Annotated in this window: 16 protein-coding genes; 10 read left to right on the forward strand and 6 right to left on the reverse strand. The window is 67.9% G+C overall.

Annotated features, from left to right (window positions below; all coding sequences use genetic code 11):
- Nucleotides 1-9 precede the first annotated feature (9 nt).
- Entirely contained in the window at nucleotides 10-2322 is a 2313-nt protein-coding gene (locus tag ACFVUS_RS35210) for an arylsulfatase (RefSeq protein WP_387776715.1), read from the reverse strand.
- A gap of 282 nt (nucleotides 2323-2604) precedes the next feature.
- Here ACFVUS_RS35210 and ACFVUS_RS35215 point away from each other — a divergent pair, with 282 nt between their 5' ends.
- The 5 genes from ACFVUS_RS35215 to ACFVUS_RS35235 all read left to right on the forward strand — a co-directional run bounded on the left by ACFVUS_RS35215 (nucleotide 2605) and on the right by ACFVUS_RS35235 (nucleotide 8700).
- Entirely contained in the window at nucleotides 2605-4194 is a 1590-nt protein-coding gene (locus ACFVUS_RS35215; protein ID WP_387776718.1) for an ABC transporter substrate-binding protein, read from the forward strand.
- Complete coding sequence (locus tag ACFVUS_RS35220; protein ID WP_387776721.1) at nucleotides 4191-5150, forward strand: ABC transporter permease; 960 nt, start codon at nucleotides 4191-4193, stop codon at nucleotides 5148-5150. The genes ACFVUS_RS35215 and ACFVUS_RS35220 overlap by 4 nt, the downstream gene beginning before the upstream one ends.
- Nucleotides 5147-6061: an ABC transporter permease gene (locus tag ACFVUS_RS35225; RefSeq protein WP_387776724.1), complete on the forward strand. Its 915-nt coding sequence runs from the start codon at nucleotides 5147-5149 to the stop codon at nucleotides 6059-6061. Before ACFVUS_RS35220 ends, ACFVUS_RS35225 begins: the two co-directional genes overlap by 4 nt.
- Nucleotides 6058-7764, forward strand: coding sequence for a dipeptide ABC transporter ATP-binding protein (locus ACFVUS_RS35230; RefSeq protein WP_387776727.1), 1707 nt, complete (start codon nucleotides 6058-6060; stop codon nucleotides 7762-7764). The genes ACFVUS_RS35225 and ACFVUS_RS35230 overlap by 4 nt, the downstream gene beginning before the upstream one ends.
- Nucleotides 7765-7956: 192 nt before the next feature.
- A complete protein-coding gene (locus ACFVUS_RS35235; protein ID WP_387776730.1) occupies nucleotides 7957-8700 on the forward strand; it encodes a helix-turn-helix transcriptional regulator in 744 nt (247 codons plus the stop codon).
- 11 nt (nucleotides 8701-8711) lie between these two features.
- Here ACFVUS_RS35235 and ACFVUS_RS35240 read toward each other — a convergent pair whose 3' ends face one another.
- Complete coding sequence (locus tag ACFVUS_RS35240) at nucleotides 8712-10460, reverse strand: NTP transferase domain-containing protein (RefSeq protein WP_387776733.1); 1749 nt, start codon at nucleotides 10458-10460, stop codon at nucleotides 8712-8714.
- 350 nt (nucleotides 10461-10810) lie between these two features.
- Here ACFVUS_RS35240 and ACFVUS_RS35245 point away from each other — a divergent pair, with 350 nt between their 5' ends.
- Nucleotides 10811-11641 (forward strand): helix-turn-helix transcriptional regulator, encoded by an 831-nt coding sequence (locus ACFVUS_RS35245; RefSeq protein ID WP_387776736.1) that lies wholly within the window; start codon nucleotides 10811-10813, stop codon nucleotides 11639-11641.
- A 12-nt stretch (nucleotides 11642-11653) separates the two neighbouring features.
- On the opposite strand, the gene ACFVUS_RS35250 is transcribed toward ACFVUS_RS35245, so the two are convergent.
- A complete protein-coding gene (locus tag ACFVUS_RS35250; RefSeq protein WP_387776739.1) occupies nucleotides 11654-12496 on the reverse strand; it encodes an alpha/beta fold hydrolase in 843 nt (280 codons plus the stop codon).
- 260 nt (nucleotides 12497-12756) lie between these two features.
- Between ACFVUS_RS35250 and ACFVUS_RS35255 the strand changes: the two genes are divergently transcribed.
- Together ACFVUS_RS35255 and ACFVUS_RS35260 are read left to right on the forward strand one after the other, a co-directional pair.
- Entirely contained in the window at nucleotides 12757-13176 is a 420-nt protein-coding gene (locus ACFVUS_RS35255; RefSeq protein ID WP_387776742.1) for a hypothetical protein, read from the forward strand.
- Nucleotides 13177-13224: 48 nt separating this feature from the next.
- The gene (locus tag ACFVUS_RS35260; protein ID WP_387776745.1) at nucleotides 13225-13518 is read left to right on the forward strand and encodes a WhiB family transcriptional regulator; all 294 of its coding nucleotides are present in this window, start codon (nucleotides 13225-13227) and stop codon (nucleotides 13516-13518) included.
- Here the strand turns inward: ACFVUS_RS35260 and ACFVUS_RS35265 are convergent.
- The 3 genes from ACFVUS_RS35265 to ACFVUS_RS35275 all read right to left on the reverse strand — a co-directional run bounded on the left by ACFVUS_RS35265 (nucleotide 13515) and on the right by ACFVUS_RS35275 (nucleotide 15439).
- On the reverse strand, nucleotides 13515-14255 hold the full coding sequence (locus ACFVUS_RS35265) for a VOC family protein (protein WP_387776748.1): 741 nt from the start codon (nucleotides 14253-14255) through the stop codon (nucleotides 13515-13517). The two genes, ACFVUS_RS35260 and ACFVUS_RS35265, sit on opposite strands and share 4 nt — an antisense overlap.
- A gap of 79 nt (nucleotides 14256-14334) precedes the next feature.
- Nucleotides 14335-14640 (reverse strand): MGMT family protein, encoded by a 306-nt coding sequence (locus ACFVUS_RS35270; protein ID WP_387776751.1) that lies wholly within the window; start codon nucleotides 14638-14640, stop codon nucleotides 14335-14337.
- Between the two features lie 22 nt (nucleotides 14641-14662).
- The gene (locus ACFVUS_RS35275; protein ID WP_387776754.1) at nucleotides 14663-15439 is read right to left on the reverse strand and encodes an alpha/beta fold hydrolase; all 777 of its coding nucleotides are present in this window, start codon (nucleotides 15437-15439) and stop codon (nucleotides 14663-14665) included.
- Nucleotides 15440-15578: 139 nt separating this feature from the next.
- On the opposite strand from ACFVUS_RS35275, the gene ACFVUS_RS35280 reads away from it, so the two are divergent.
- On the forward strand, nucleotides 15579-19214 hold the full coding sequence (locus ACFVUS_RS35280; protein WP_387778517.1) for an ATP-dependent helicase: 3636 nt from the start codon (nucleotides 15579-15581) through the stop codon (nucleotides 19212-19214).
- Entirely contained in the window at nucleotides 19211-22981 is a 3771-nt protein-coding gene (locus ACFVUS_RS35285; protein WP_387776757.1) for an ATP-dependent helicase, read from the forward strand. Before ACFVUS_RS35280 ends, ACFVUS_RS35285 begins: the two co-directional genes overlap by 4 nt.
- Nucleotides 22982-23082: the final 101 nt, after the last annotated feature.

A 23082-nucleotide genomic window follows, 5' to 3' on the forward strand; every position in this document is an offset into this window, starting at 1 on the left:
GCTGATCCGCTACTCGGCGATCAGTTCGGCTTCGGAGTCCAGGGCGCGCTGGGTGTCTTCGTCTACGCCGATCGCGCCCGGGCGGTAGGTGACCGAGCGGAGGTTGCCGGTGTAGCGGAAGATGCCGTGGCGGTCGCGGAGGTCCCAGTCGACGGGGCCGCGGGAGTCGAGGCCGACGGAGATGCCGGTCCAGGGGGCCATGCCTACGAGTTGGACCTGGTCGGGGAGGTGGGCGGCGCGGACGCCGTCGATGCCGATGGTGAAATCCCAGCGCAGGTGCGGGCGGACCACCGCGGAGACCGTGAAGTGTTGGCTGCCTTCGGGAATCGCCCCCGCGTCGACGGTGGTGTAGCGGCCGTAGGCGTTGTAGCCGAAGAACAGGTGGCCGTTTTCGACGAAGAGCAGGTAGCCGCCCTGCGGGTCGCCGTGGGCGACCAGGACGCCCTCGTCACCGGGCTGGTAGTCAGCCACCTGCACGGCAATCGTGAAGTCGCGGTAGGCGATCAGGCGCTGGGAGCGGTAGCGCTCCAGGGTGGGGGTGCCGGGCAGGATGCGGACGCGTTCACCGAAACGGGCCTCTTCCGGGCGGCGCGTGGCCAAATCCTGGCGGGTGACGAGCGGGAAAACCGTGTTGTGCCAGGCGGCGTCGTCCCAAGCCGCCGAGAGCTCGGCCACCTTTTCCGGGAATTGCTCGGAGAGGTCGTGCAATTCGGTGGGATCGGTGCGCACGTCGAAGAGCTGCCAGCGCGGATTGTCCACGCCGCGTGCGGGTTCGGCCAGGGCCAGCAGTTTCCAGCCGTCGCGGTAGAAGCCGCGGTGACCGGTCATCTCCGAATACTGTTCGATGTGCCGGGAGACGGCCTGCTGATCGCGCAGCACCTCGATCGCCGAAATGCCGTCGAATTCCTTGGCGGGCAGGCCATTACGCACCGACGGGCGTTCCAGTCCCGCGAGCTCCAGCAGCGTCGGGGTCAGATCGGTGATGTACGTGTACTCCTGGCGGATGCCGTTGTCATCCTCGGTGCGCGGCAGGCCCTTGGGCCAGGACAGCAGGAACGGGACGCGCACGCCGCCCGCGAAGGTCTGGCCCTTGTAGAAGCGGAACGGGGTGTTGGAGGCCTGTCCCCAGCCGCGCGGGTAATGGACGCCGAGCTTGGCGCTGCCGATGAGTTCGTCATCGTGCGGCACATCGCGTTCCCAGTCCGGCTCGTCCACCTGTGCGAACTGCGCGAAGTAGGTGCGCGTGCCCTCCGGCCCGCCCTCGGCGGTGCCGCCGTTGTCGGAGGTGAAGACGATGATCGTATTGTCGAGTTCGCCGAACTGCTCCAGGGTTTCGACAATCCGCCCCAGGCTCTGGTCGATGCTGTCGACCATGCCCGCGTACACCTCCATGTACCGCTCGAAGCGAGACTGTTGTTCGGGCGTCAGCGAATCCCATTCCTGCGCTTCATAACCGGGCTCGGTATTGCGCGGCTTCTGCTGGGTGCCTTCGGGGAACAGGCCCTGTGCGAGTTGGGAAGCGAAACGGCTCTGCCGCAGGCGATCCCAGCCCTCCTTGTACTTACCGCGATATTTGGCGAGGTCTTGCGGCTTGGCCTGGAGCGGGCCGTGCATCGCGGTGTGCGCGAAGTACAGGAAGAACGGCTTGTCGGCGTCGTGCGCGCGCAATTCCTTCAGATACCCGATCGCGCGATCGGTGTAATCGTCGGTGAGGTAGTACCCCTCCGGGTATTCCTGCACATCCACCGGCGAGCTGTCCGACACCAGCTGATTCGGATGGTAGAAGGAGTTCAGACCCTCCAAAGACCCGTAGTACCGGTCGAATCCGCGCTGTGTCGGCCAGGAATCCCGATTCGCCGCCGGATGCAACGTGGCATCGCGCACCAGATGCCATTTACCCACCGCGTAGGTGGCGTATCCATTGCCGCGCAGGATCTCCGGCAGCGTCAGCACATCATCGGCGAGCTCGAGCCGCAGGCCCGGGTATCCCGGATCGGCATTGGCGACGAAACCGAATCCGGCGCGATGCGAATTCACGCCAGTCAGCAGCGCGGCCCGCGACGGCGAGCACAGCGGTGTGGTGTGGAAGTTGGTGAGCCGCAGACCATCAGCGGCGATACGATCCAGCGTCGGGGTGTCGATCTCGGAGCCGAACGGGCCGATATCGCTGAAGCCCATGTCGTCGACCAGCACCACGATGATGTTGGGCGCACCGGCCGGGGCGGTCGGCGGATAGATCCACTCCGGCGTCGAATCGGCGGTGGTGCGGCCGATTTCACCGGCGAAGTTCTCGTAACCACGAGCATGAGGGGGAACAGGCATCCTCTCAGCAAAGATGCGCACGCGTGGTGCGGACCAGGGTTTCGCGCACGCTGCGCACAACCGGTGATCGGCCGCCGACCCGCTGTTAGCGTCGCCGCATGCACACCAGTCGCTTCTGCACGCCCAGCACCGGAATCATCCGGCCCGCGCGGGCGCTGTGCTGTCGACCCTGTGCCTGACGCGCCCGGCCCGCGCGTATTCGTTGTTTCTGAAAGTCCCCACGGGTGCGTCCACAGCACCCTCGCCGCCTGCTGCGCGGCCACAAATCTCGAGGATTTCCCCATGAATTCGTCCCCCGGCGGACTGGATCGTCGTCGTTTCCTGCGCAATTCCGGCGTTGCCGCGCTCGCCATCTTCGGTGGCGGCGCACTGGCCGCCTGCACCTCCGCGGTGAACCAGAGTAGGGGTGGCGGCGATGACAATGCCCAGCCGGTCAAGGGCGGCACGCTGAAGTACGGTGTGCTCGCGGATCTGGTGCCCGCGAATATCCTCACCAATACCGGTACCACGCCGTACGTGGTGGGCCTGGTCTTCGAAACCCTGGTGCGCTACCCGCACGACAAGCTGGAACCGCAACCGCTGCTGGCCGAGAAGTGGACCCTCGCACCGGACGGCCAGTCCATCACCCTGGACCTGCGCAAGGATGTGAAGTTCCACTCCGGTCGCGCCTTCACCGCGAAGGATGTCGAGTTCTCGCTGCGCACCTACGCGGACCCGAAGTGGTCCGCGCAGCTCAAGAGCACCGCCGCCGCCATCACCGGATATGACATCGTCGATCCGAACCGCATCAAGCTGACCTTCTCGCAGCCGCTGGGCAATATCTTCGATCTGCTCGATACCGCGCCCATCCTGGACAGCGAATCCATCGATCAGCTCGGCACCGGCGATAAGATCGTCGGCACCGGACCGTTCAAGTTCGTACAGCGAATCCCCAACCAGCAGTTGGTATTCGAGAAGAACGCGGACTACCGGGTGCCGGACCGGCCGTATCTGGACCGGGTGGAATTCGCCATCATCTCCGATAATCAGGCGCAGCTGAACGCGCTCAAGTCCGGTCAGATCCACTTCGCCGATGGCATCACCTACCGCGATAACGAAAACCTCGCCAAGACGGACGGCTACCGCGTCATCAATTACGAGGGCGCCGAACTCCAGATGTACGTCGGTGCGAACGTGCAGGATCCGGCGCTGGCCGATCCGAAACTGCGCCAGGCCATCGCGTACGCCATCGACCGCGACCGGGTCATCGCCGAGGTGTTCCGCGGCTCCGGCTATGCCACGAATCTGCCGTGGCCCAAGTCCTCTCCCGCCTTCGACGATGCCCGCAATACCCGGTTCAAGCGCGATGTGACCAAGGCCAAGCAGGTGCTCTCCGGGGTGCCCAAGCCGCCGAAGTTGCCGCTGGCGTACAGCGCCGGTTACGCCACCCACGAGGCGACCGCGCAGATCGTGCAGGCCAATCTCGCCGAGATCGGCATCGAAACCGAGTTGGTGCCAACCGAATACGCCACCTTCGTCAAGCAGTTGATCGGCGCGCAGTTCCCGGGTCTGTGGATCACCGACCATTCCTGGGCGCAGTTCGTACCGTCCACGCTGACGGTCAGCGCCTACCCGTTCAATGCCCGCAAGAACGCCTCGCACTACGAATCACCCGCCTATGTCGCCGCGGCCGACAATGCCTGGAAGCTGCCGCAGGGCACCGGACCGGATGCGGTGCGCGCCTACCAGGCGCTGAGCGATCAGCTGCTGGACGGCCTGTTCCTGATCGAGATCGGCGTCCGGCTCGCCCAGGGCTCCACCACCCGCAAACTGCACAATGTCGGCTGGACCAAGCGCCGCGAACTGGATCTGCGGGAGACGTTCCTGTCATGATCGCATACCTGCTGCGCCGGGTGCCTTCGGCCGTAGCGGTGTTGTTCGGCGCGTCCGTGCTGATCTTCCTGCTGCTGCGGCTGGTGCCCGGCGATCCCGCCCAAACCCTCGCCGGGCCCGATGCCACCCCCGACACCATCGCGAGCATCCGGCATCAGCTGGGGCTGGACCGGTCCATTCCGGCGCAGTACCTGAGCTGGCTGCACGGGGTGTTCACCGGCGATCTGGGCCGGTCCTACATCATCGGCGGGCAGATCTCCGAGCTGGTCGGGCGCGGGCTCACCAATACCCTTGTGCTGACCGCGTTCTCGCTGTTCCTGGCGATCACGGTCAGCCTGGTGGTGAGCGTGTCCGCGGTGCTGTTCGACCGGCGTTGGCTCAATGCCGTTGTGGCGGCGATCAATACGGTCGCCGTCGCGGTGCCGGTGTTCGTGACCGGCGTGTTGCTGGTGCTGGTCTTCGCCATCGCCATTCCGATCCTGCCCGCCGGTGGTATTCCGCCGGACGGGTTCATCGCCGCACCCGATATCGCCGTGCAGTATCTGCTGCTGCCCTCGATCTGCCTGTCGCTGCCGGTGATCGCGGCGCTGACCCGATTCCTCACCGAATCGCTGCGTACCGAATTGCGCAAGCCGTATGTGCTCACCGCACGGGCACTGGGGATTTCACATCGGCGGATCGTCACCCGGGGCGCGCTGCGCAACGCCCTGCCGACGCTGCTGACCGTGCTCGGCATCCAGACCGGGCAGCTGCTCGGCGGTGCGGTGCTGGTCGAGGCGGCCTTCGCCTGGCCGGGTATCGGGCAATTGATCGAACAGGGCATCAACCGCCGCGACTATCCGGTGGTGCAGGCGCTGCTGCTGTTCTCGGTGGGAGTATTCGTGATCATCCAGCTGACCACCGATGTGGTGCACGCCTATCTCGATCCGCGGATTCGCATCGGAGGCCGGGCATGAGCGACCTCGCACTCGCCGAATCGGTGGACAGCACCGGAAATCCGGTGGAAAGCGCCGAGGCGCTGGTGAAAAGTGCGGAGCGCGAACCGAATTCGGCTCGTCCGATATGGCAGGCGTTGGGCAGGGGGCAGGGGCTGGCCGGTGTGCTGCTGGTCGCGATCATCGCGATCGCGGGTCTGGCCGCCGGACTGCTCACGAAATACGATCCGCTGCAGCAGATTCCGGGCGCGAACCTGCTCGGGCCCAGCGCCGACCACTGGCTCGGCACCGACAATGTCAATCGCGATGTCTTCACGCGCGTGCTCTACGGCATTCGCATCGACCTGTTCATCGCCCTGGTGGCGGTGCCCGCCGGTGCGCTGCTCGGCGCGCTGACCGGACTGCTGGCCAGCGTCAACACTATCGCCGATGTGATCACCCAGCGCATCTTCGATCTGATCCTGGCCTTCCCGGCGCTCATCTTCGCCATCGCGCTGTCCGCCATCACCGGACCGGGGGTGCAGGCGGTGATCGTGGTCATCATCGCCGCCGAGGTGCCCATCTTCGGCAGGCAGATCCGCACCGCCATCCTGGCCGTGCGGGAGCAGCCCTTCGTGGAAGCGGCCGAGGTCATCGGTGCGGGCACCTGGTGGACGCTGCGGAAACACGTGCTGCCCAATGTGATCGAACCGCTCTCGGTGCAGCTGGCACTGTCCATGTCGCTCGCGGTCTTCGTCGAAGGCGCGATGAGCTTCATCGGCATCGGCGTGCGACCGCCGGATCCCTCACTGGGATCACTCATTTCCGAATCCATCGCCAATCTGGACGCCAACCCGGCCTTCGCCATCGGACCGCTACTGGTGGTGTCCGGCCTGACCCTCGGATTCCTATTGATCGCCCAGGCCCTGGGCCGCGCCCGGAGGATCGGATGAGCGAGCACGAGACCGAACAGCCGACCCTGCTCGATATCCGGGACCTGGTGGTGCGCTTCGGCACTCGCACCGTGGTCGACGTGGTGCGGGTGCGGGTGGGCCGCGGCGAGACGGTGGCACTGGTGGGCGAATCCGGATCCGGGAAATCGCTCACCGCGCGCGCCGTGCTCGGCCTGCTGCCCGAGGGTGCGCACGCCGAGGGCTCGATTCGCCTGGGCGACACCGAGATCATCGGCACCCCCGACGCGGACCTGCGCGCCCTGCGCGGCACCCGCGCCGCCATGGTGTTCCAGGAACCGCAGACCGCGCTCAATCCGGTGCAGAAGATCGGCACCCAGATCGCCCAGGCGCTGCGCGCGCACCGGTCGATCGGCAAGGCGGAGGCCAGAACTCGCGCCATCGAACTGCTCGGCCTGGTCGACATCCCCGAGCCGGACAAGCGCGTGGACTGGTATCCGCATCAGCTCTCCGGCGGGCAGAAACAGCGGGTGGTCATCGCGCTGGCACTGTCCGGCGAACCCGATCTGCTCATCGCCGATGAGCCGACCACGGCCCTGGACGTCACCGTGCAGGCCGAAATCCTGGACCTGCTCCGGGATCTGCAGGCCCGCACCGGCACCGCCATCCTGTTCATCACGCACAATCTCGGTGTGGTGGCGGCCATCGCGGACCGCGTGGTGGTGATGCGCTCGGGTCGGGTCATCGAAACCCGGCACGTGCAGGAGCTTTTCACCGATCCTGAGCAGGAGTACACGCGCACGCTGCTGGACGCTGTCCCGGTGCTCCCCGGAACGGTTCCCGCGCCGCGCGACAACGCTCCGGTCACAGAAGCGGTCGCCGCGGTACCCGAAGAGGAACCGGTGCTGCGCCTTTCGCATGTCTCGGTGGTGTATCGCCGTCAGCGCAAAGAATTCCGCGCGCTGACGGATGTGTCGCTGACCGTCGCGCCGCGCGAGGTGATCGGGCTGGTCGGTGAATCCGGTTCCGGTAAGAGCACTCTCGGCCGCACCGCGCTCGGACTGGTGCCGCCCGCCGGTGGCGAGGTGGTGTTGCAGGGGGTGCGGCTGAACGGCCTGGGCAGACGCGATCTGCGCGGGTTGCGCAAGAACGTGGCCCTGGTGCATCAGGATGTCACCGCCTCGCTGGATCCCCGGCGCACGCTGGAGGATTCCATCGGCGAACCGCTGCTGGTGCATCGCGCCGCCTCCGGTGCGCTACTGCGCGCCAAGGTGGGCGAGCTGCTGGAATCGGTTCGGCTGCCGCGTGATTACGCCACCCGCCGTCCCGCCGAACTCTCCGGTGGACAGCGTCAGCGTGTCGCATTGGCCCGGGCGCTCGCGCTCGCACCCCGGCTGCTGGTGGCGGACGAACCCACCAGCGCCCTGGATGTCTCGGTGCAGGCGCAGGTGCTGGACTTGTTCACCGATCTGCGCGAAGAATACGGATTCGCCTGCCTGTTCATCAGTCACGATCTCGCGGTGATCAATCAGATCGCCGATCGCGTGGTCGTGCTGAAGGCGGGCGGCGTGGTCGAAACCGGGCCGGTGGCAGACGTTTTCGGCAACCCCGCACAGGAGTACACCCGCCGGCTGCTGGCGGCCGTACCCGCACCCGATCCGAGGCGGGCGCGGCGATCTACGCTCGGCGTCGATGTCGGCACGGAATCCGCCCCCGCGCGGCCGCCGCTGGCACTGGGGGCCTGAGCCGAATTCCCAACAGGATCACCGACATATACAAACAGGGATAGTCGCGCATACCTGTTATCCGGCCGATTCATGCGAGCATCCACCGGAGGGGGCAACCCGGTGGCATCCCGAACGGGATGCCATGCGCCGGGCAAGCTGAAGGGAGCTGCGGTGGTCGCCGACGCGCCATGCGGACATGAATCTCGGGAGTTGGAAGCGCCCACCTTCGGAAATCTGCTGCGCCGCTTACGCGACGGTCGCGGACTTTCCCGCGAACGCCTGGCATTCAACGCGGGCGTAAGCGCCAGCTACATAACGCATCTGGAGAAGGGTGAGCGCGGCAACCCCACTCGCGAAGTAGTGGAGGCGCTTATTCGCCATCTCGATCTGCTGGATCCGCTCAGTGCCGCCGACCATCGCCAACTGAGCGATCTGGCGGGGCTGGGATCAGGCGATCTGCCGACCGTGGAGCAGTTATGCGATGCCATCACCGCCAATATGCGCCGGGTATTGAACCTGCATCGTCCCAACCTGGCCGCCTATATCGACCTCCGGGCGAATGTGCTCGCCTGGAACGACAGCTGGGATGACACCTTCCCCGGGGTGACCGAGGACGGAAATATGCTCCGCTGGCTGTTCGGCAATGATCTGGCGACCCGCGTCATGGTGAATTGGGAATCCGATGTGCGCCAGGTGGTCCGCTGGCTGCGCGGATTGATCGGCCGCTCCGGCGATACCGCCGGATTCGCCGATCTCCTGCAGGAACTCGGCGAATTCCCGAAATTCCGGCAAGCCTGGAGCGAGGGCGGCGTGGCCTTCGCCCCGCACGTCTGGACCCTGCACCTGCGCAACCCGGTAACCGGCCTCCGCCGCAAGGTCTACGCCCAAACCGGCCGTATCGACACCGGCCCCCACCCCGGCCACCTGATGGCCATCCTGGGCCTCAACAGCTGAACCCTCCCGGATCAGCGGGGAAGGGGGATGAATTCCACCGCGGCGTTGTCTTCGGCGTCGGCGGGGACGATCACGAGGCCGTCGCGGTCCAGGAGTCCGGCCAGATGGGCGGTCCGGATGCCCGGGTCGCCGGTCCAGCCGCCGTTGGCGTCGGCGCGGGCCGGAACGATTCGCGGTGCGGGGCCGGAGATTTCGGCCGCGTTGGCCAGCGGCCCCATGATGGGCCGGGCCGGGATCGCGCCGGTGAGCCCTTCGACGACCGCGTGTACGAGCGCCAATAGCGTTGCCACGGCGGCATACGGGTTGCCGGGGAGTCCGAGAACGACCGGGCCGGAAGCCAGTTGGGCCGCGACCGTGGAGCCGCCGGGCCGCAGCCGCAGGCGGCTGAGCAGGACGCGCGATTGCGCCCGATCCAGCGCGGCGCGGAGCTGATCGGCCGCGCCGCCGCCGGTGGCCCCGACGATCACCAGCAGATCGCAATCGACGGCGGCGGCGAACACCTCGTCGAAGGCATTCGCGGTGTCCCGCAGGTGAACCCGGTCCACCGTATCGATGCCGTACCAGGCGAGCAGATCGGGCAGGATGGGTCCGAGGGAGTCGCGGGTCTGTCCGGTGTGCAGCGGGCCCTCACTGCGAATCTCATCGCCCGTCATGACGATTCGCGCCCGGATCGGTCCGCGCACCGCGAGCGTGCGCACTTCCGCGCTGGCCGCCACCGAGATCAGCGCCGTATGCACCGGCGTACCGGCGGGCGCGAGTTCGGTCCCGGGCTGCCAATCCTCGCCGCGGCGGCGCACATCATCGCGAATCGGCGTGTCCGGCAGGCGATGTAGTCGCCCGTCGGCGTCGACGCGCACGAATTCATCACGCACCACGGTGCCGGTGCCGTCGGGCACATGCGCGCCGGTGGCAATGCGCACCGCCTCCCCGGGTAGCAGTCCCACCGGTCGCTGCCCGCCCGCGAAGCCGATATCGCGGCGCAACCGCCAGGGCCCGTCCCCGCTCACCGCGTACCCGTCCATGGCACTGACATCGAAGCGCGGCAGCGCCTCGACCGCGCGCAGCGGTTCGGCCAGCACGGCTCCGCGCGCGGGTCGCACCGCCAGCTGCCGCACCCGCAGCCGGGATATCCTCCGGCGCAGCGTTTCCCGCGCTTCGTCCAGGGCCACGGGCGCGGCGGCCCGGCCCGCGCCGGTGCGGGCCTCCCGCACATCGTCGGGTGTATCGCAGTCCTGCACCCCGTCCAGCGCGACCATGGCGGTGTCGATCGGCACCAGCGCCTTCATCGGCCGATTCGCCAGGGAATCAAGACGATTGAGCGCCTCGGCGAGCGCCGCCCGCCGCCACACCCCGACCAGATACTGCGGCCGCCCCGATTCATCGGCCGCGAATACCGCGTCACTTCCGGATTCCCTTGCGTGCGCGAGTAGTTCGTCTACCGCACTGGATGTGAGAAATGGCATGTCCGCCGCCAGCACCACAATGTGTCCGGCCGGGAATTCGCAACCGTCGAGCATCGCCATTCCGGCCGCGATCGCGGCCACCGGACCGGCCCCGGCCGGGACCTCTTGGGCCTGTAGGATTTCCGGCCCCAGCTCCGGCCGATGCGGTCCGACGACCACGATCCGGGTGCAGTTCGACACCGCGGAAAGGGCCGCATCCAGCATCGATCGGCCGCCGACCACAATGGCGGGCTTATCGACCCCGCCCATCCGGCTGGCTCGCCCACCGGCCAGCACAATCGCGTCGACGGTTGTCACGAGGCGTACGCGGACAGGCTGATGATCATGGTTGAAGATCGTAGTGGCTACCGCACCGGGGGCCTCGGAAGTGGTGTCTCGACAGTCGATTCCAAGGCTTGCTAAGCAATTGCTCCTGTGCGTCGAGTTGCACGTTGTGTCCCGACACATAGTAGAAATGATCATGTTTTGAACTTCTGAACAATCGCATATGGCAGTATCCGGAGCCAGAGCTGAGGGGGTCGAGGGAGATTCGCCACAGTTCACAGCAGGCGTTACAGCGGGTCCCGCTGTCCGGAACCAGCGAGTACCGGATCGATGAAGGTTGGTTTGCTGAATGTTTGTGGAGAGGGAACGGCGTGGTGCTGGGCGTGAAACCGAATAAAGACTTTGAAGAGCTGAAACCGCCGACATTCGGCCTCCTGCTGCGCAAGCTGCGCGACACCCGCGGCGTTTCCCGCGAAAGACTCGCGTTCAACGCCGGCGTGAGCGCCAGCTACATCAGCCATTTGGAGAAGGGCGATCGCGGCCATCCCACCCGCGAGGTGGTGGACGCCCTGGTCCGATATCTGGACCGAATAGACCCGCTGTCGGTGGTGGAACGCCGGCACTTGCTCGACCTGGCCGGACTCGGCGTCAGCGAATTCCCCTCGATACAGCAACTGCGCGCCGAAATCACCGATGACATGCGTCGCGCACTCGATCTGCACGAGCCCAATCTCGCCGCCTATATCGATACCCGCTGGAATGTGCTGGCCTGCAACCAGAGTTACGCCCGCGCCTTCCCCGGGCTCGCGGAGGATGTCAATATCCTGCGCTGGTATCTCAGCAACGACAAGGCTCGCGAAGTCATGCTGGAATGGGAGGAAGAGGTCCGGCTCACCGTGCATTGGCTGCGCGGCCTCATTGCCAGTTCCGGTGATACCGCCTGGTCGGCGGACTTTTTGGCGGAATTGGGCCGCTTCGGACTGTTCCGGGAAATATGGGATGACGGCATTGCCGCGTACGGGCGGCCGAATTCGGTCATGCACCTCGCGGACGATGTCACCGGCCGCTGTCGCGCCATCGACGTACAGCTGTTCAGTGTCTTCTCCGCGGCCTATCCGACCCAGATCCAGATCTTCCTCGGCATTCCCACCTGGTGCGCGGATACCGGCGTCCCGCTCGACCCCGGTCATCCGTCTCTCACACCGGACGAATAGCGCCCGGCGAATTCATCGCGCGATGTGAATTCCGGCCGCCGCGCGCCCAGGCAGCCATGGGTGCGCGAGGGCCTGCGCGAGCATATTCCCGCGCCGCGCACCTGCCCGCCGCACCAGGCGAATCAGCAAGGGCGTCAACACTTCCGGATGCGTCCACGCCGCACCGTGCCCCGCGCCCGGAATGGTCACCACACCATCGGCGCCGGCCAGCCCCGCCGCCAGGGTGGCGGATTTGCGCGCGGTGCTGATCGGATCCCGGCCGCCCCGGACCACCAACGCGGGCGCCTCGATCTCCGATAGCCGATGCAGTAGCGCGTTCCGCTCCAGCAGGCAGCGCACGGCGGGCAGCACCGTCTGCCGATCGCAGCTGTACCAGCGGCTGGTCCAGGCCCGCCACAGCCGCGGATCGGTGCCGCCGATCAATTGCGGGGCCAGTTCCGCGACCAGCGGTGCCATCGGCTCGGCGCTCGCCCAGCGCTCGAAAAACGTGCGCTGGTAATCGAGTTCGGCTCCGGCGCAGGCCTCGGCGTCGGTATCGATGAGCGCCAGCGCGCGCACCCGCTCGGGCGCCAGCAGTGCCAGCCGCAGCGCGATATACCCGCCCTGGCTCATTCCGCCGATTACCGCTTTTTCGATCCCCAATTCGTCCAGCACCGACAGGGTGTCCGCGGCCATATCCCAGTAGGTGAACTGTTCGCCGCCGGGTGTCTGTGTACGTCCGTGACAACGCGCGTCGATTGTCACGAGATTGATTCCGGCAGCTGCCAGAGGTTCGCGCATAGGTTCGAACATGGATTCGTCCATCAGAAATCCATGGGTGAGAACGAGAGTCGGTCCGGGAATATCGCTGCTCACGAAATGAACCGTGGCAGCACCTGATCGCGCATAAGGCATGGTCAGACCGTAAAGGCCGGAACGGGCCACACCCTAATGTTTGCCCGTGCAGTGCCAGGCCCCCTTCGGTGCTGTTCCCGACGGGTACCCACACTGGTCAGTGTCAGTACTGCTAGGGGTTTGCCCCAGATGCCCGCAAAACTGGACAACAAGACCTTTCGGCCTTTTAAATCAGCCCGTGACGCTTTTGGGACAAGCGTCAATTCGATAGGGAGGAAATAATGTTCGACGTCACCGCTACCGCTCGCCGCGACTTCCGGATCGATCATGGAGGCGCACTGCGGGATTCACTCGAGGGATTGCTGTTGCACGACGGAGTCGGCCTGGATGCGCGTATGCGCCATGCCATTGCCGCCGTCGTACATCTGGCGGTCGACGCACCGCTGGGCGTGCCGGAGGACGCCGAGGAATTTCTCGGCCGCCTCGATTCCGCATGGCTGTTCGCCGCCTGGAACGACTCCGACACCGAATTGTCGCTGCTCAATACGCTCGCGCTCGGCGAGGTGCCCGCGCTGTCCTGGTGCGAACTCATGTTCACCACCGCGCTCGCGCCGTGGTCGGACGCACCCGCGGCGGTGCACGCCCGCCGGGTATTTCATTGCGGGGAACAGGCTCGACTGGCCGCCGTCGCCGGTGAGTAGCGATCTCGGGTCCGAACGCGAATTTCTGCCGATACCGTCAATGAAGAGGTGAACGACGTGCGAATGCTTTTCACCAATTTCGACGCGATGTTCGAAAACATCACTCGCAAAAACGAATTCGAGCCGGAATCGTGGCATCAGCAGGCGCTGTGCACGCAGACCGATCCGGAGGCGTTCTTTCCGGACAAGGGCGGGTCCACCCGCGAGGCCAAACGCGTGTGCGGTTCGTGTGAGGTGCGCCGGCAATGCCTGGACTACGCGCTGGCGCATGATCAGCGGTTCGGTATCTGGGGCGGTCTCTCACCGCGCGAGCGCCGCCGCTATGAACGCGGGGCGGCTTAGCCCGAAGCCGCTTGCAGCAGACAGAATTCGTTGGTTTCCGGATCGGCCAGCACCAGTGCCGGTGCATTGGCCGGCGGGGTGCCCGGAGTGATCGGCAGGGCGCCCGCGGCGCGCAGGCGCGCGGCTTCTTCCACGGGGTCATCGCTGGGGAAAGCGATGAGATCCAGATGCAGCCGACTGCATTCGCCCAGCGCCTCGGGCGTGCGTAGGAACTCCAGCCACGGACCCTGTCCGGTGGCCGAACGTATTCCGGCGTAGCGGGCACTGTCATGGGTGACCGGCCAGCCCGACGCCTTCGACCAGAATTCCGCCAGCCGGAGCGGATTCTCGGTGTCGACCACGATCGCCGCCACCGCACCGGTGTCCACGTAGTGCTCGCGCGGCTCCAGCACGCAGAACTCATTGCCCTCGGGATCGGCCAGCACCACCCAGGGCACCGCACCCTGCCCGATATCGAGCTGCCGCGCGCCGAGCGATAGCGCCCGATCCACCTGCACCCGTTGATGATCCAGCGAACGACTGGACAGATCCAGGTGCATGCGGTTCTTCGCCGACTTCGCGCCGCGGGCCGGTAGGAAGGTCAGCGCCACATCCAGCCCATCGGGGTCGGAGGCGGCGACATCGACCTCGCCGGGGCGGTCCACCAGCACCTCCCAGCCCAGCAGTTCGGCCCAGAAGCGGGCGACGCTCCTGGGCTCGATCGCATCGAACACCACGCATGCCAGACGGGTGGACATATTTCAACGGTAACCGCGGTGCGGGAACGCGTATCAGGTTTGGCGGAACCCGGTGGGTGTGTTGTCGGCGGTCGGCAGATCAGTGCGGCGTGTCGAAATGGTGCCGGGCGCGCCGCAGGTCCACCCGGTCATCGAGCACCGGACAGCCCTCGGCGGCCAGCTCGCGCAATTGTTTATGCGCCAAATGTGGTGCGGGCGTGCCATTCGCCCGCAGCACCCGATGCCACGGCAGATCCGCCGAATCGGTCCGCATGATCCAGCCGACCGTGCGCGGTGTGGAAAGCCCCGCCGCGGCCGCGATATCGCCGTAGGTGGACACCCGGCCGGGCGGAATGGCCGCCACCAGGGCGCGCACCCGCTCGATCTCGGCATCGGTGGTGGCCATGAACTCTCCCTCGGTGGATTGGTCAGAGCGCCGCGCGCACCAGCGCGGCGGTCTCGGCCGGACGGGATTGCGCGACCATATGATCGCAGTCGAATTCGAGCAGGGTCAGCCGCGCGCCCAGGCGCTCGGCCAGCGCGGCCCGGAACGCCTCGGTCACGAACGGCGGATCGACCTTCATGGCCCGCACCACCGTCGTCGGCAATCCCGCGGGCGGCAGCGCGAATTCGCGGGCCAGCTGACCCCAGTACGCGATGATCGCGGGCGCGCACACGCGCCAGCCCACCCGGCCGTCTCCGGTCGGCACCAGATGCTCGGCCAATTCCGCCGCCAGGATCGCCGGATCCACTTCGGCCCAGGCGGTTTCCAATTTGTCGAAGCGGGCATCGTCGACGCTCGCGTAATCCGGATGCTCCAGCATGGAATTCGCGATCCGCAGCATGAAATCCGGATCCAATCCGATCGCCGGATCCAACAGCACCAGCGCGCGCACCAGCTCCGGATGCGCGTGCGCCAGATGCACCGCCACCGCCGCGCCGAACGAATGCCCGAGCACCACCACGGGTTCGCTCGTCTCCCGCCGCAGCAGCGTCACCAGGTCCGCGGTGATCGTTTCGAAATCCCACGGCGGCACGCCGGGCGACCTCCCGTGTCCGCGCAGATCCGGCGCAATAATCCGCACATCGGGCAACTGCTGCTCGGCCAGGGCCTGCCAGCGCCTGCCATGCCCGGTCAGACCGTGCAGCGCGAGCACCACCGGACCGGTCGAAGGACCGAAACAATGCACATGAAGATCGGACATCCGCCCATTCTGCTGGCCGCCGCACGGCCGATTCCAGCCGAGTCCGCCCCGCACCGCGCCCGCCCGGCTGTGACCGGCGGCACGGCCAACACATGGCAAACGGAACATGTCGGGCCGGTCTGTTGAAATAGCCGACGTGATGCGATCGGATAGCTCGGTGCAATTGGTGCGCCGGGCCGAGGCAGTCTCCCACCCCCGGGAGTGGGATGCCGCCCTCCGGCCGCTGTTCGAGGACAGCAGTATCGACCCCGGCTGGGCGCCCTGGCAGGTTTTGGGCGGGCCGGGCACGGGCAAGACCGCGCTGCTGGTCGATATCGCCGCGGAACGCATTCTGGCCGGGGCCGATCCGGAGTCGGTGCTGCTGCTCACGTACACCAAACGGGCGGCCACCGCGGTGCGCAATGCGATCACTGCCCGAATTGTCGAGGCCGATCCATTGCTGGGCGGCGTACCAGGAGCCACACGCGGCCCACTGGTGCGCACCCTGCACTCCTATGCCTTCGGTCTGCTGCGCACCGTCTCGGCCGCCGCCGGAAATCCGCCGCCGCGCCTGCTCACCGGCTCCGAACAGGACATCGTCATTCGGGAAATGCTGCGCGGCGAACTCGCCGAGGATGCCCCCGGGTGGCCCGAAAGGCTGCATCCGGCACTGCCTACCGGAGGATTCGCCGAACAATTGCGGGACCTCATGCTGCGCGCTACCGAACGCGGCCTCGGACCCGAAGATCTGATCGACCTCGGCCACACCCACCGGCACCCCGAATGGGTCGCCGCGGGCCGCTTCTACGAACGCTATGAACAGATCATGCTGCTGCGCTGGTCCGTCGGCATGGACGTCCCCGAAGCCAGCGCGCCCGCCCTGGACGCGGCCGAGCTCATCGGCGCGGCGTTGGACGCCCTGCTCATCGACGCCGATCTGCTCGCCGCCGAACGCACCCGCCTGCACACCATCCTCGTCGACGACACCCAGCACCTCGATCCCCTTGCCGCCCAACTCATCCGGCTCCTCGGCAGCGGTACCGCCACCACCGTCCTGGCCGCCGACCCGGACCAGGCCGTCTTCACCTTCCGCGGCGCCGACCCCCGCTTCGCCACCGACCCCGACGCCCCCGCCGACCGTCGAATCACCCTGCGCCCCAACCACCGATCCGGCACCGCCCTGCAAGAGTTGGCCGCCCGCATCACCGCCCGCCTCCCCGGCACCGGCCGCCACCGCACCCCACCCGCCTCCCTGCTGCGCCGACCCGGCGGCACCGACTTCATCGGTGAGATCACCCCGGATCCGATCGCCCCGGGCCGAGCCGGCGAGAGTGCCCGGGGCGATGCGCCATACCGCAGTGGTGAAGCCCGGGATTCCGGCACGGACGGTCGGGGCGACGCCTCGGAGGATCGTGAGAATGCCGGTGCGGGTGCGGTATTCGAAGGGGAGGTGCGGGTGCAGGTGCTCACCACCCCGGCGAAGGAGGCCGCGCTCATCGCCGATCAGCTGCGGCGCGCGCATCTCACGCACGGCGTGCCCTGGTCGAATATGGCGGTCATAGTCCGTTCTGTCCCATTGTCATTGGCTCCGCTGCGGCGTGCGCTGCTGGCGGCCGGAGTGCCGGTGCGGCAGCCGCCCGCGGACGTGCCACTGGCTCGCCGCCGGGGTGCGGCTTGGGCCATGCTCGCGCTGCGCGCGGTCACCGCGGGTGATCCCACCCGGTTGCGCCATCCGCGCCCCATTGCCTTCACCGCGGACGACGCGCTGGATCTGCTCGCGGGTCCACTCGGTGGCGCGGATCAGATCAGCCTGCGCCGCCTGCGGCGCGGTATTCGGCGCACCGTACTGGAACTCGGCTATCCCGAGCGCGACCGGGAGGTCCGCGAAAGCGAGCTCGACGAACCTCCTCGGCGTGAAGGTGTTGTCGCCGAGGTGGATTCGGGTGGCGAGGCCTTCAACGCGGCAGCGGGTCGCTCGGCTGCGGCTGCGGCCGGTGATGATCCCGAGACGGCGGATCGCTATGCGGATCTGGATCGGTCGTCGGCGGAGATTCTGCGAGACCTGTTGGTGGGGTCCGGGAATCAGGTCCTGCTGAGCAAGCTCACCAAGGTCGAGGCCGCGCCGCTGGAGCGGGTGCTCAAGGCGCTCGGGCGCGCGCGCAAGGTGCGGCGCGAGGGCGGCGGCCTGGAGGATGTGCTGTGGGGGCTGTGGACCGCTTCGACGCTGGAGCGGCGGTGGGTGGGGCAGTCCGAGCGCGGGGGAGCGGTCGGCATGCAGGCCGATCGGGATCTGGACGCGGTGGTCGGGCTGTTCGAGGCGGCCGCCGCCTATGTGGACCGGCTGCCGCGCGCCACCATCGAGGGATTCGTGGAATACCTGGAGCAGCAGGAGATTCCGCAGGACAACGCGCCGCACACCGATCCGGGTGCGGCCGTCACGATTTGCAGTGCGCACTCCGCCGCCGGGCGGGAGTGGGACACCGTCGTGGTCGCCGCGGTGCAGGAGGGGATCTGGCCGAATCTGCGACCGCGCGGCACCCTGCTCGGGGTCGAGGAAATGGTCGATGTGCTTGCCGGAGTGGGGGATTCGGGCGAGAAGGTGAGCCGCGCCGCGCCGCTGCTCGCCGAGGAACGCCGCCTGCTGCTGGTCGCGTGCAGCCGGGCGCGCCGCTCACTGCTGGTCACCGCCGTCGAATCCGTCACCGGCGACCAGGATCTGGTGCCGTCCCGATTCCTGGCCGAACTCGACGCCGAGGGCGCGGACGGCCAACCCGGCCGCATCCCACCCGCCGTCGACCCGGGCCGCGCCCTGGCCATGCACACCCTCATCGCCGAATTGCGCGGTGCCGCATGCGATCCCGAGACCACCCCGGAGCGCCGCACCCGCGCCGCCCGCCAGCTCGCCCGGCTGGCCCGCGCCGGGGTACGCGGCGCACACCCCGACGACTGGTACGGCACCGCCGAACTCTCCTCCGACTCCCCGCTGTGGGACAGCGAGGACGGGTCCGTCGCCCTCTCGCCCTCCACCGTCGAACAGCTCAAAACCTGCCCGCTGCGCTGGGCGCTGGAACGGCACGGCGGCAGCGACGGCGATAACCCGCACGCGCTCAAGGGCAATCTCGTGCACACCCTGGTGCAGGCGCTCGCCGGTCAGGTCACCGAGGCGCAGGTCAAGATGGCGCTGGTCAAGGCATGGAAGAAGATCGACCCCACCGCCCGCGACGGCGAGAACTGGTATTCGCGCGCCGAACTGCGCCGCACCGAGACCATGGTCGACACCTTCCTGAACTGGCTGCGCAATACCCGCGATGAACTCACCAATATCGGCGTCGAAGTGCCCATCGACTGCATCCTGCCCTCGCGCGCGCCGGGTGAACTGCCGGTGCGCATCAGCGGCCGCATGGACCGCCTGGAACGAGATGCCCAGGGCCGCTTCGTGATCGTCGATGTGAAGACCGGTAAGACGCCCATCACCAAACAGGCCGCCGAGGAACACGCCCAGCTCGCCACCTACCAGGTGGCGGCCGCCGCCGGAGCCCTCGGCGACGGTGAACCCGGTGGTGCGCGCCTGGTCTACGTGGCCAAGCCCAGCGCCCGCGACGGCGCGGCCACCGAACGCCAGCAGCCCGCCCTCGACGGCGGCGGCATCGACGAATGGCGCGGCGTCATCCACGACGCGGCCGCCGCCTCCACCGGACCCAGCTATCTCGCCATGCGCAATGACGGCTGCCGACACTGCAAGGTCGCGGGCAGCTGCCCGGTACAGGACACCGGCCGCCAAGTGACCGACGAGTGAGCATCACTCCCCGGCAACTCGCCGACGCCCTCGGCCTGCCGCCGCCCACCGACGAACAGGCCGCGGTCATCGCCGCCGAACCGGGGCCGACGCTGGTGGTGGCGGGCGCGGGCGCGGGCAAAACCGAGACCATGGCCGCCCGCGTGGTGTGGATGGTCGCCAACGGGCTGGTGGAACCGGAACAGGTGCTTGGCCTGACCTTCACCCGAAAAGCCGCCCAGCAGTTGACCACTCGCATCCGCACCCGCCTGGCCCGCCTGGCGGGCGCGCCGCTGCTGCGCGATATCGACCCCACCGGACGCCTGCGCGCCCTGCTCACCGGTTCCGAACCGGAGATCAGCACCTACCACTCCTACGCGGGCCGCCTGCTCACCGAATACGGTCTGCTGCTCCCCGTGGAACCCACCGCCACCCTGCTCACCCAAACCCAACTCTGGCAGCTCGCCTACCGCGTCGTCTCCACCTGGGACGGCGACCTCGACACCGACCGCAGCCCCGTCTCGGTCACCGAAGCGGTGCTGGCGCTGTCCGGCCAACTCGCCGAACACCTGGTCGAACCGCGCCAATTGGCCAGTGCCCACAAGGAATTGGACCAACTCGTCCACACCCTCCCCGCCGGACCCCGCCAAAAGGGCGGCCCCAAGAAGACCCTCCTCGACCTCCTGGAAACCCAGCACGAACGAGTTTCCCTGCTGCCCTTGGTGGAACGCCTCGCCGACGAACTCCGCCGCCGCGGCGCCCTGGACTTCGGCGCCCAAATGTCCCTCGCCGCAAAGCTCGCCGCCCTCCACCCCGAGGTGAGCACCGCCGAACGCACCCGCTTCCGCCTCGTCCTCCTCGACGAATACCAGGACACCGGCCACTCCCAGCGCATCCTGCTCTCGGCGTTATTCGGTGGAGTGCACACCCCGACGCCCGACGATTCTGGGGACTCCTCCCGTCATCCCGGCGCGCTTTTGGCCGGGATCCACACGGCGGCTGTGGATCCCGGCCAAAAGCATGCCGGGATGACGGGGGAGCAATTGCTGGAGGTGGCGGGGAGCCAACCACTTGCGGTGACGGCGGTGGGTGATCCGATGCAGTCGATTTACGGGTGGCGAGGGGCGTCGGCGGCGAATCTGCCGCGGTTCGCGACCGACTTTCCCAGTGCGCCGGGGGTTCCCGCGCCGGTGCTGCCGCTGCTGACCAGTTGGCGGAATCCGTCGGAGGCGCTGGATTTGGCGAATCTGGTGGCTGATCCCTTGCGGCTGAAAGCGGCCGAGGGCGGGGGAGTGACCGTCGACGCGCTGCGGCCGCGGCCGGATGCGACGCCCGGGCTGGTGGCGCTCGCCTTGGCGGAAGATGTTGCGCAGGAACGGGAATGGGTGGCGCGGCGGATCAAGGCGGAATGGGAGGCGGCGGCCGACGAGGGGGGTGAGCCGCCCACCTCGGCGGTGCTGGTGCGGCGCAATGCCGATGCCGCGCCGCTGGCCGAGGCGCTGCGCGAGCAGGGGCTGCCGGTGGAGATCGTCGGGCTGGGCGGACTGCTGCACACCCCGGAGGTCGCGGATATCGTTGCGACGCTTCGGCTTATCGCCGATCCGTCGGCCGGTAGCGCGGCGGTGCGCATTCTGACCGGCGCGCGCTGGCGCATCGGGGTGGCGGATATCGCGGCACTGTCGAAGCGGGCGCGGGAGCTGTCGATTCGGCGACCGGGCGGTCAATCCGCCGAAATCGCCGATACCGCGGCACTGGACGACGCCCTGCGCGAAGTGGCCCCGGAACCCGCCGAACGCGCGGGGCTCGGTGATGCCATCGCGGATCCCGGTGATTCGGAACAGTATTCGGTGCAGGGATTCGCGCGCATTCTGGAACTCGGCCGCGAACTGGGCGCACTGCGCGAGCGGTCCGGGCAGCCGCTGCCCGAACTGGTCGCCGATGTCGAGCGCACCATCGGTGTCGGCGTGGAGACGCAGGCGCGCCGCGCGGTGGCCGCCGCCGGGCGCGAACACCTCGACGCGTTCGCCGATGTGGTGGCGGGCTACGCCGCCGACTATCGCTCCTCGCTGTCCGGCCTGCTCGACTTCTTCGCCGCCGCCGCCGAGGTCGAAAATGGTTTGGAGCCGGGCGAAGTCGAGGTCGCGCACGATCGCGTGCAGGTGCTCACCGTGCACGCCGCCAAGGGCCTGGAATGGGAGGTGGTGGCGGTCCCGCACGTGGTGGACGGCACCTTCCCGTCCGGCACCGGCACCACCACCTGGATGGGCGCGCTCGCCGAACTCCCCACCCAACTGCGCGGTGATCGGGTACAGCAGGACGCGGGTGACGGTGTGCCCGTACTGGATCTGTCCGACCTCTACGATCGCGCCGATCTGGAACGAGCGATCGAATCGCATAAGAAGGCCCTGGCCCGCCGCCGCCTCGACGAGGACCGCCGCCTCTTCTACGTCGCCCTCACCCGCACCGAGCGCGCGCTGTTCGTCTCCGCGCACTGGTGGGCGGAGACCGGCTCGAAACCCAAGGGCCCCAGCGATTTCCTGCTGGAGTTGAAACAGGCCAGTGAAGTCCCGGGCTCCCCCCTCGAGCGCGGTGTCCGCATCGATCGCTGGGACGATCCGCCCCTGCCCGATACCGTAAACCCCTTCACCGACAACCCGCTCTCGGCGACCTGGCCGCGCGACCCGCTCGGCTCCCGCCGCGAATTCGTGGAAGAGGGTGCGGCACTGGTCAAATCGGCCCTCACCACCCTGGCCGTCGAATCGCAGCCGGAGCAGATCGAATTCGACTTCGGCTTCGGAGACGACTCCGGCAGTGACCCGGATGGCTCCGCCGCCGGCGAATCCGGCAGCGCCGCAGCCGATCCGGATGATCTCGACGACGATCCGGAAGGCTGGGCCACCGACGTCGACGCCCTCATCGCCGAACACCTCGCCGCCGAACAGGCGGTGCGCGAGGTGGAACTCCCCGGCCAGCTCGCCGCCACCTCCCTGGTCGACCTGCGCGCCGATCCGACGAAACTCGCCGCCCGCCTGCGCCGCCCGCTCCCGTACCCGCCCAGCCCGTTCACCCGCCGCGGCACCGCCTTCCATGCCTGGCTGCAACGCTGGTTCGGCGGCGCGCGCCTGCTCGCCTTCGACGAACTCCCCGGTGCGGCAGACACTTCCGATACCGATGCCGACCTGGTCCGCCTCCAGGAGGCCTTCCTCGCCTCCGACTGGGCCGACCGCAATCCCGTCGAAGTCGAGGTTTCCTTCGAAACCTCCATAGCGGGCACCGTGATTCGCGGCCGCATGGACGCGGTCTTCCGCCGCCCCGACGGCGCCTGGGTCATCGTGGACTGGAAGACCGGCGGCGAACCCGCGGCCGCCGAAGAGGATTCGGTCGCCATCCAGCTCGCCGTCTACCGCCTCGCCTGGGCCCGCCTGGAAGCCGCCCGCACCGGCGCCCCCGAGACCGACATCCTCGCCAACACCTACGCGGCCTTCCACTACGTCCGCACCGTCCGCACCATCGCCCCCGAACACCTCGCGGGCCCCGAGGAACTCGCCCACCTCATCACCGCCGCCGCCCCACTGCGCCTGACCGCGACCCCGGATCCCGCCGACGCGACTCCCGGAAATCGCGGCGATGCGGCGGAGCCGCCCCCGGAGATCGATGTCGATTCGCTTCGGTGGACACCGGATTCGCATCCCGCGTCCGGCGACTCGGCCCCGCCCGACTTCGGCCCGCCCCCCGATTTCGAGCCGCCGCCCGATCCGGAATCGCTGCCCCCGGACCTCATTCGGTAGCGGCGACGCGCCTGCGGCCCATGCCGCAATGTGGGCGGCCGCCGGGTACGCTCCGGTCCGTGCCGCAGCAAGACGTCCCCGAAATGGCTGGTGATTCTCGT

This window comes from Nocardia sp. NPDC058058 (assembly GCF_042885355.1).
Classification (GTDB): Bacteria; Actinomycetota; Actinomycetes; order Mycobacteriales; family Mycobacteriaceae; genus Nocardia.

What these genes read in the sequence shown, in the direction of transcription:
- ACFVUS_RS35265 (WP_387776748.1), bottom strand. Translation starts at nt 14,255, where the DNA reads ATGTCCACCCGTCTGGCATGCGTGGTGTTCGATGCGATCGAGCCCAGG.
- ACFVUS_RS35215 (WP_387776718.1), top strand. Translation starts at nt 2,605, where the DNA reads ATGAATTCGTCCCCCGGCGGACTGGATCGTCGTCGTTTCCTGCGCAAT.
- ACFVUS_RS35220 (WP_387776721.1), top strand. Translation starts at nt 4,191, where the DNA reads ATGATCGCATACCTGCTGCGCCGGGTGCCTTCGGCCGTAGCGGTGTTG.
- ACFVUS_RS35275 (WP_387776754.1), bottom strand. Translation starts at nt 15,439, where the DNA reads ATGTCCGATCTTCATGTGCATTGTTTCGGTCCTTCGACCGGTCCGGTG.
- ACFVUS_RS35280 (WP_387778517.1), top strand. Translation starts at nt 15,579, where the DNA reads ATGCGATCGGATAGCTCGGTGCAATTGGTGCGCCGGGCCGAGGCAGTC.
- ACFVUS_RS35270 (WP_387776751.1), bottom strand. Translation starts at nt 14,640, where the DNA reads ATGGCCACCACCGATGCCGAGATCGAGCGGGTGCGCGCCCTGGTGGCG.
- ACFVUS_RS35225 (WP_387776724.1), top strand. Translation starts at nt 5,147, where the DNA reads ATGAGCGACCTCGCACTCGCCGAATCGGTGGACAGCACCGGAAATCCG.
- ACFVUS_RS35210 (WP_387776715.1), bottom strand. Translation starts at nt 2,322, where the DNA reads ATGCCTGTTCCCCCTCATGCTCGTGGTTACGAGAACTTCGCCGGTGAA.
- ACFVUS_RS35230 (WP_387776727.1), top strand. Translation starts at nt 6,058, where the DNA reads ATGAGCGAGCACGAGACCGAACAGCCGACCCTGCTCGATATCCGGGAC.
- ACFVUS_RS35255 (WP_387776742.1), top strand. Translation starts at nt 12,757, where the DNA reads ATGTTCGACGTCACCGCTACCGCTCGCCGCGACTTCCGGATCGATCAT.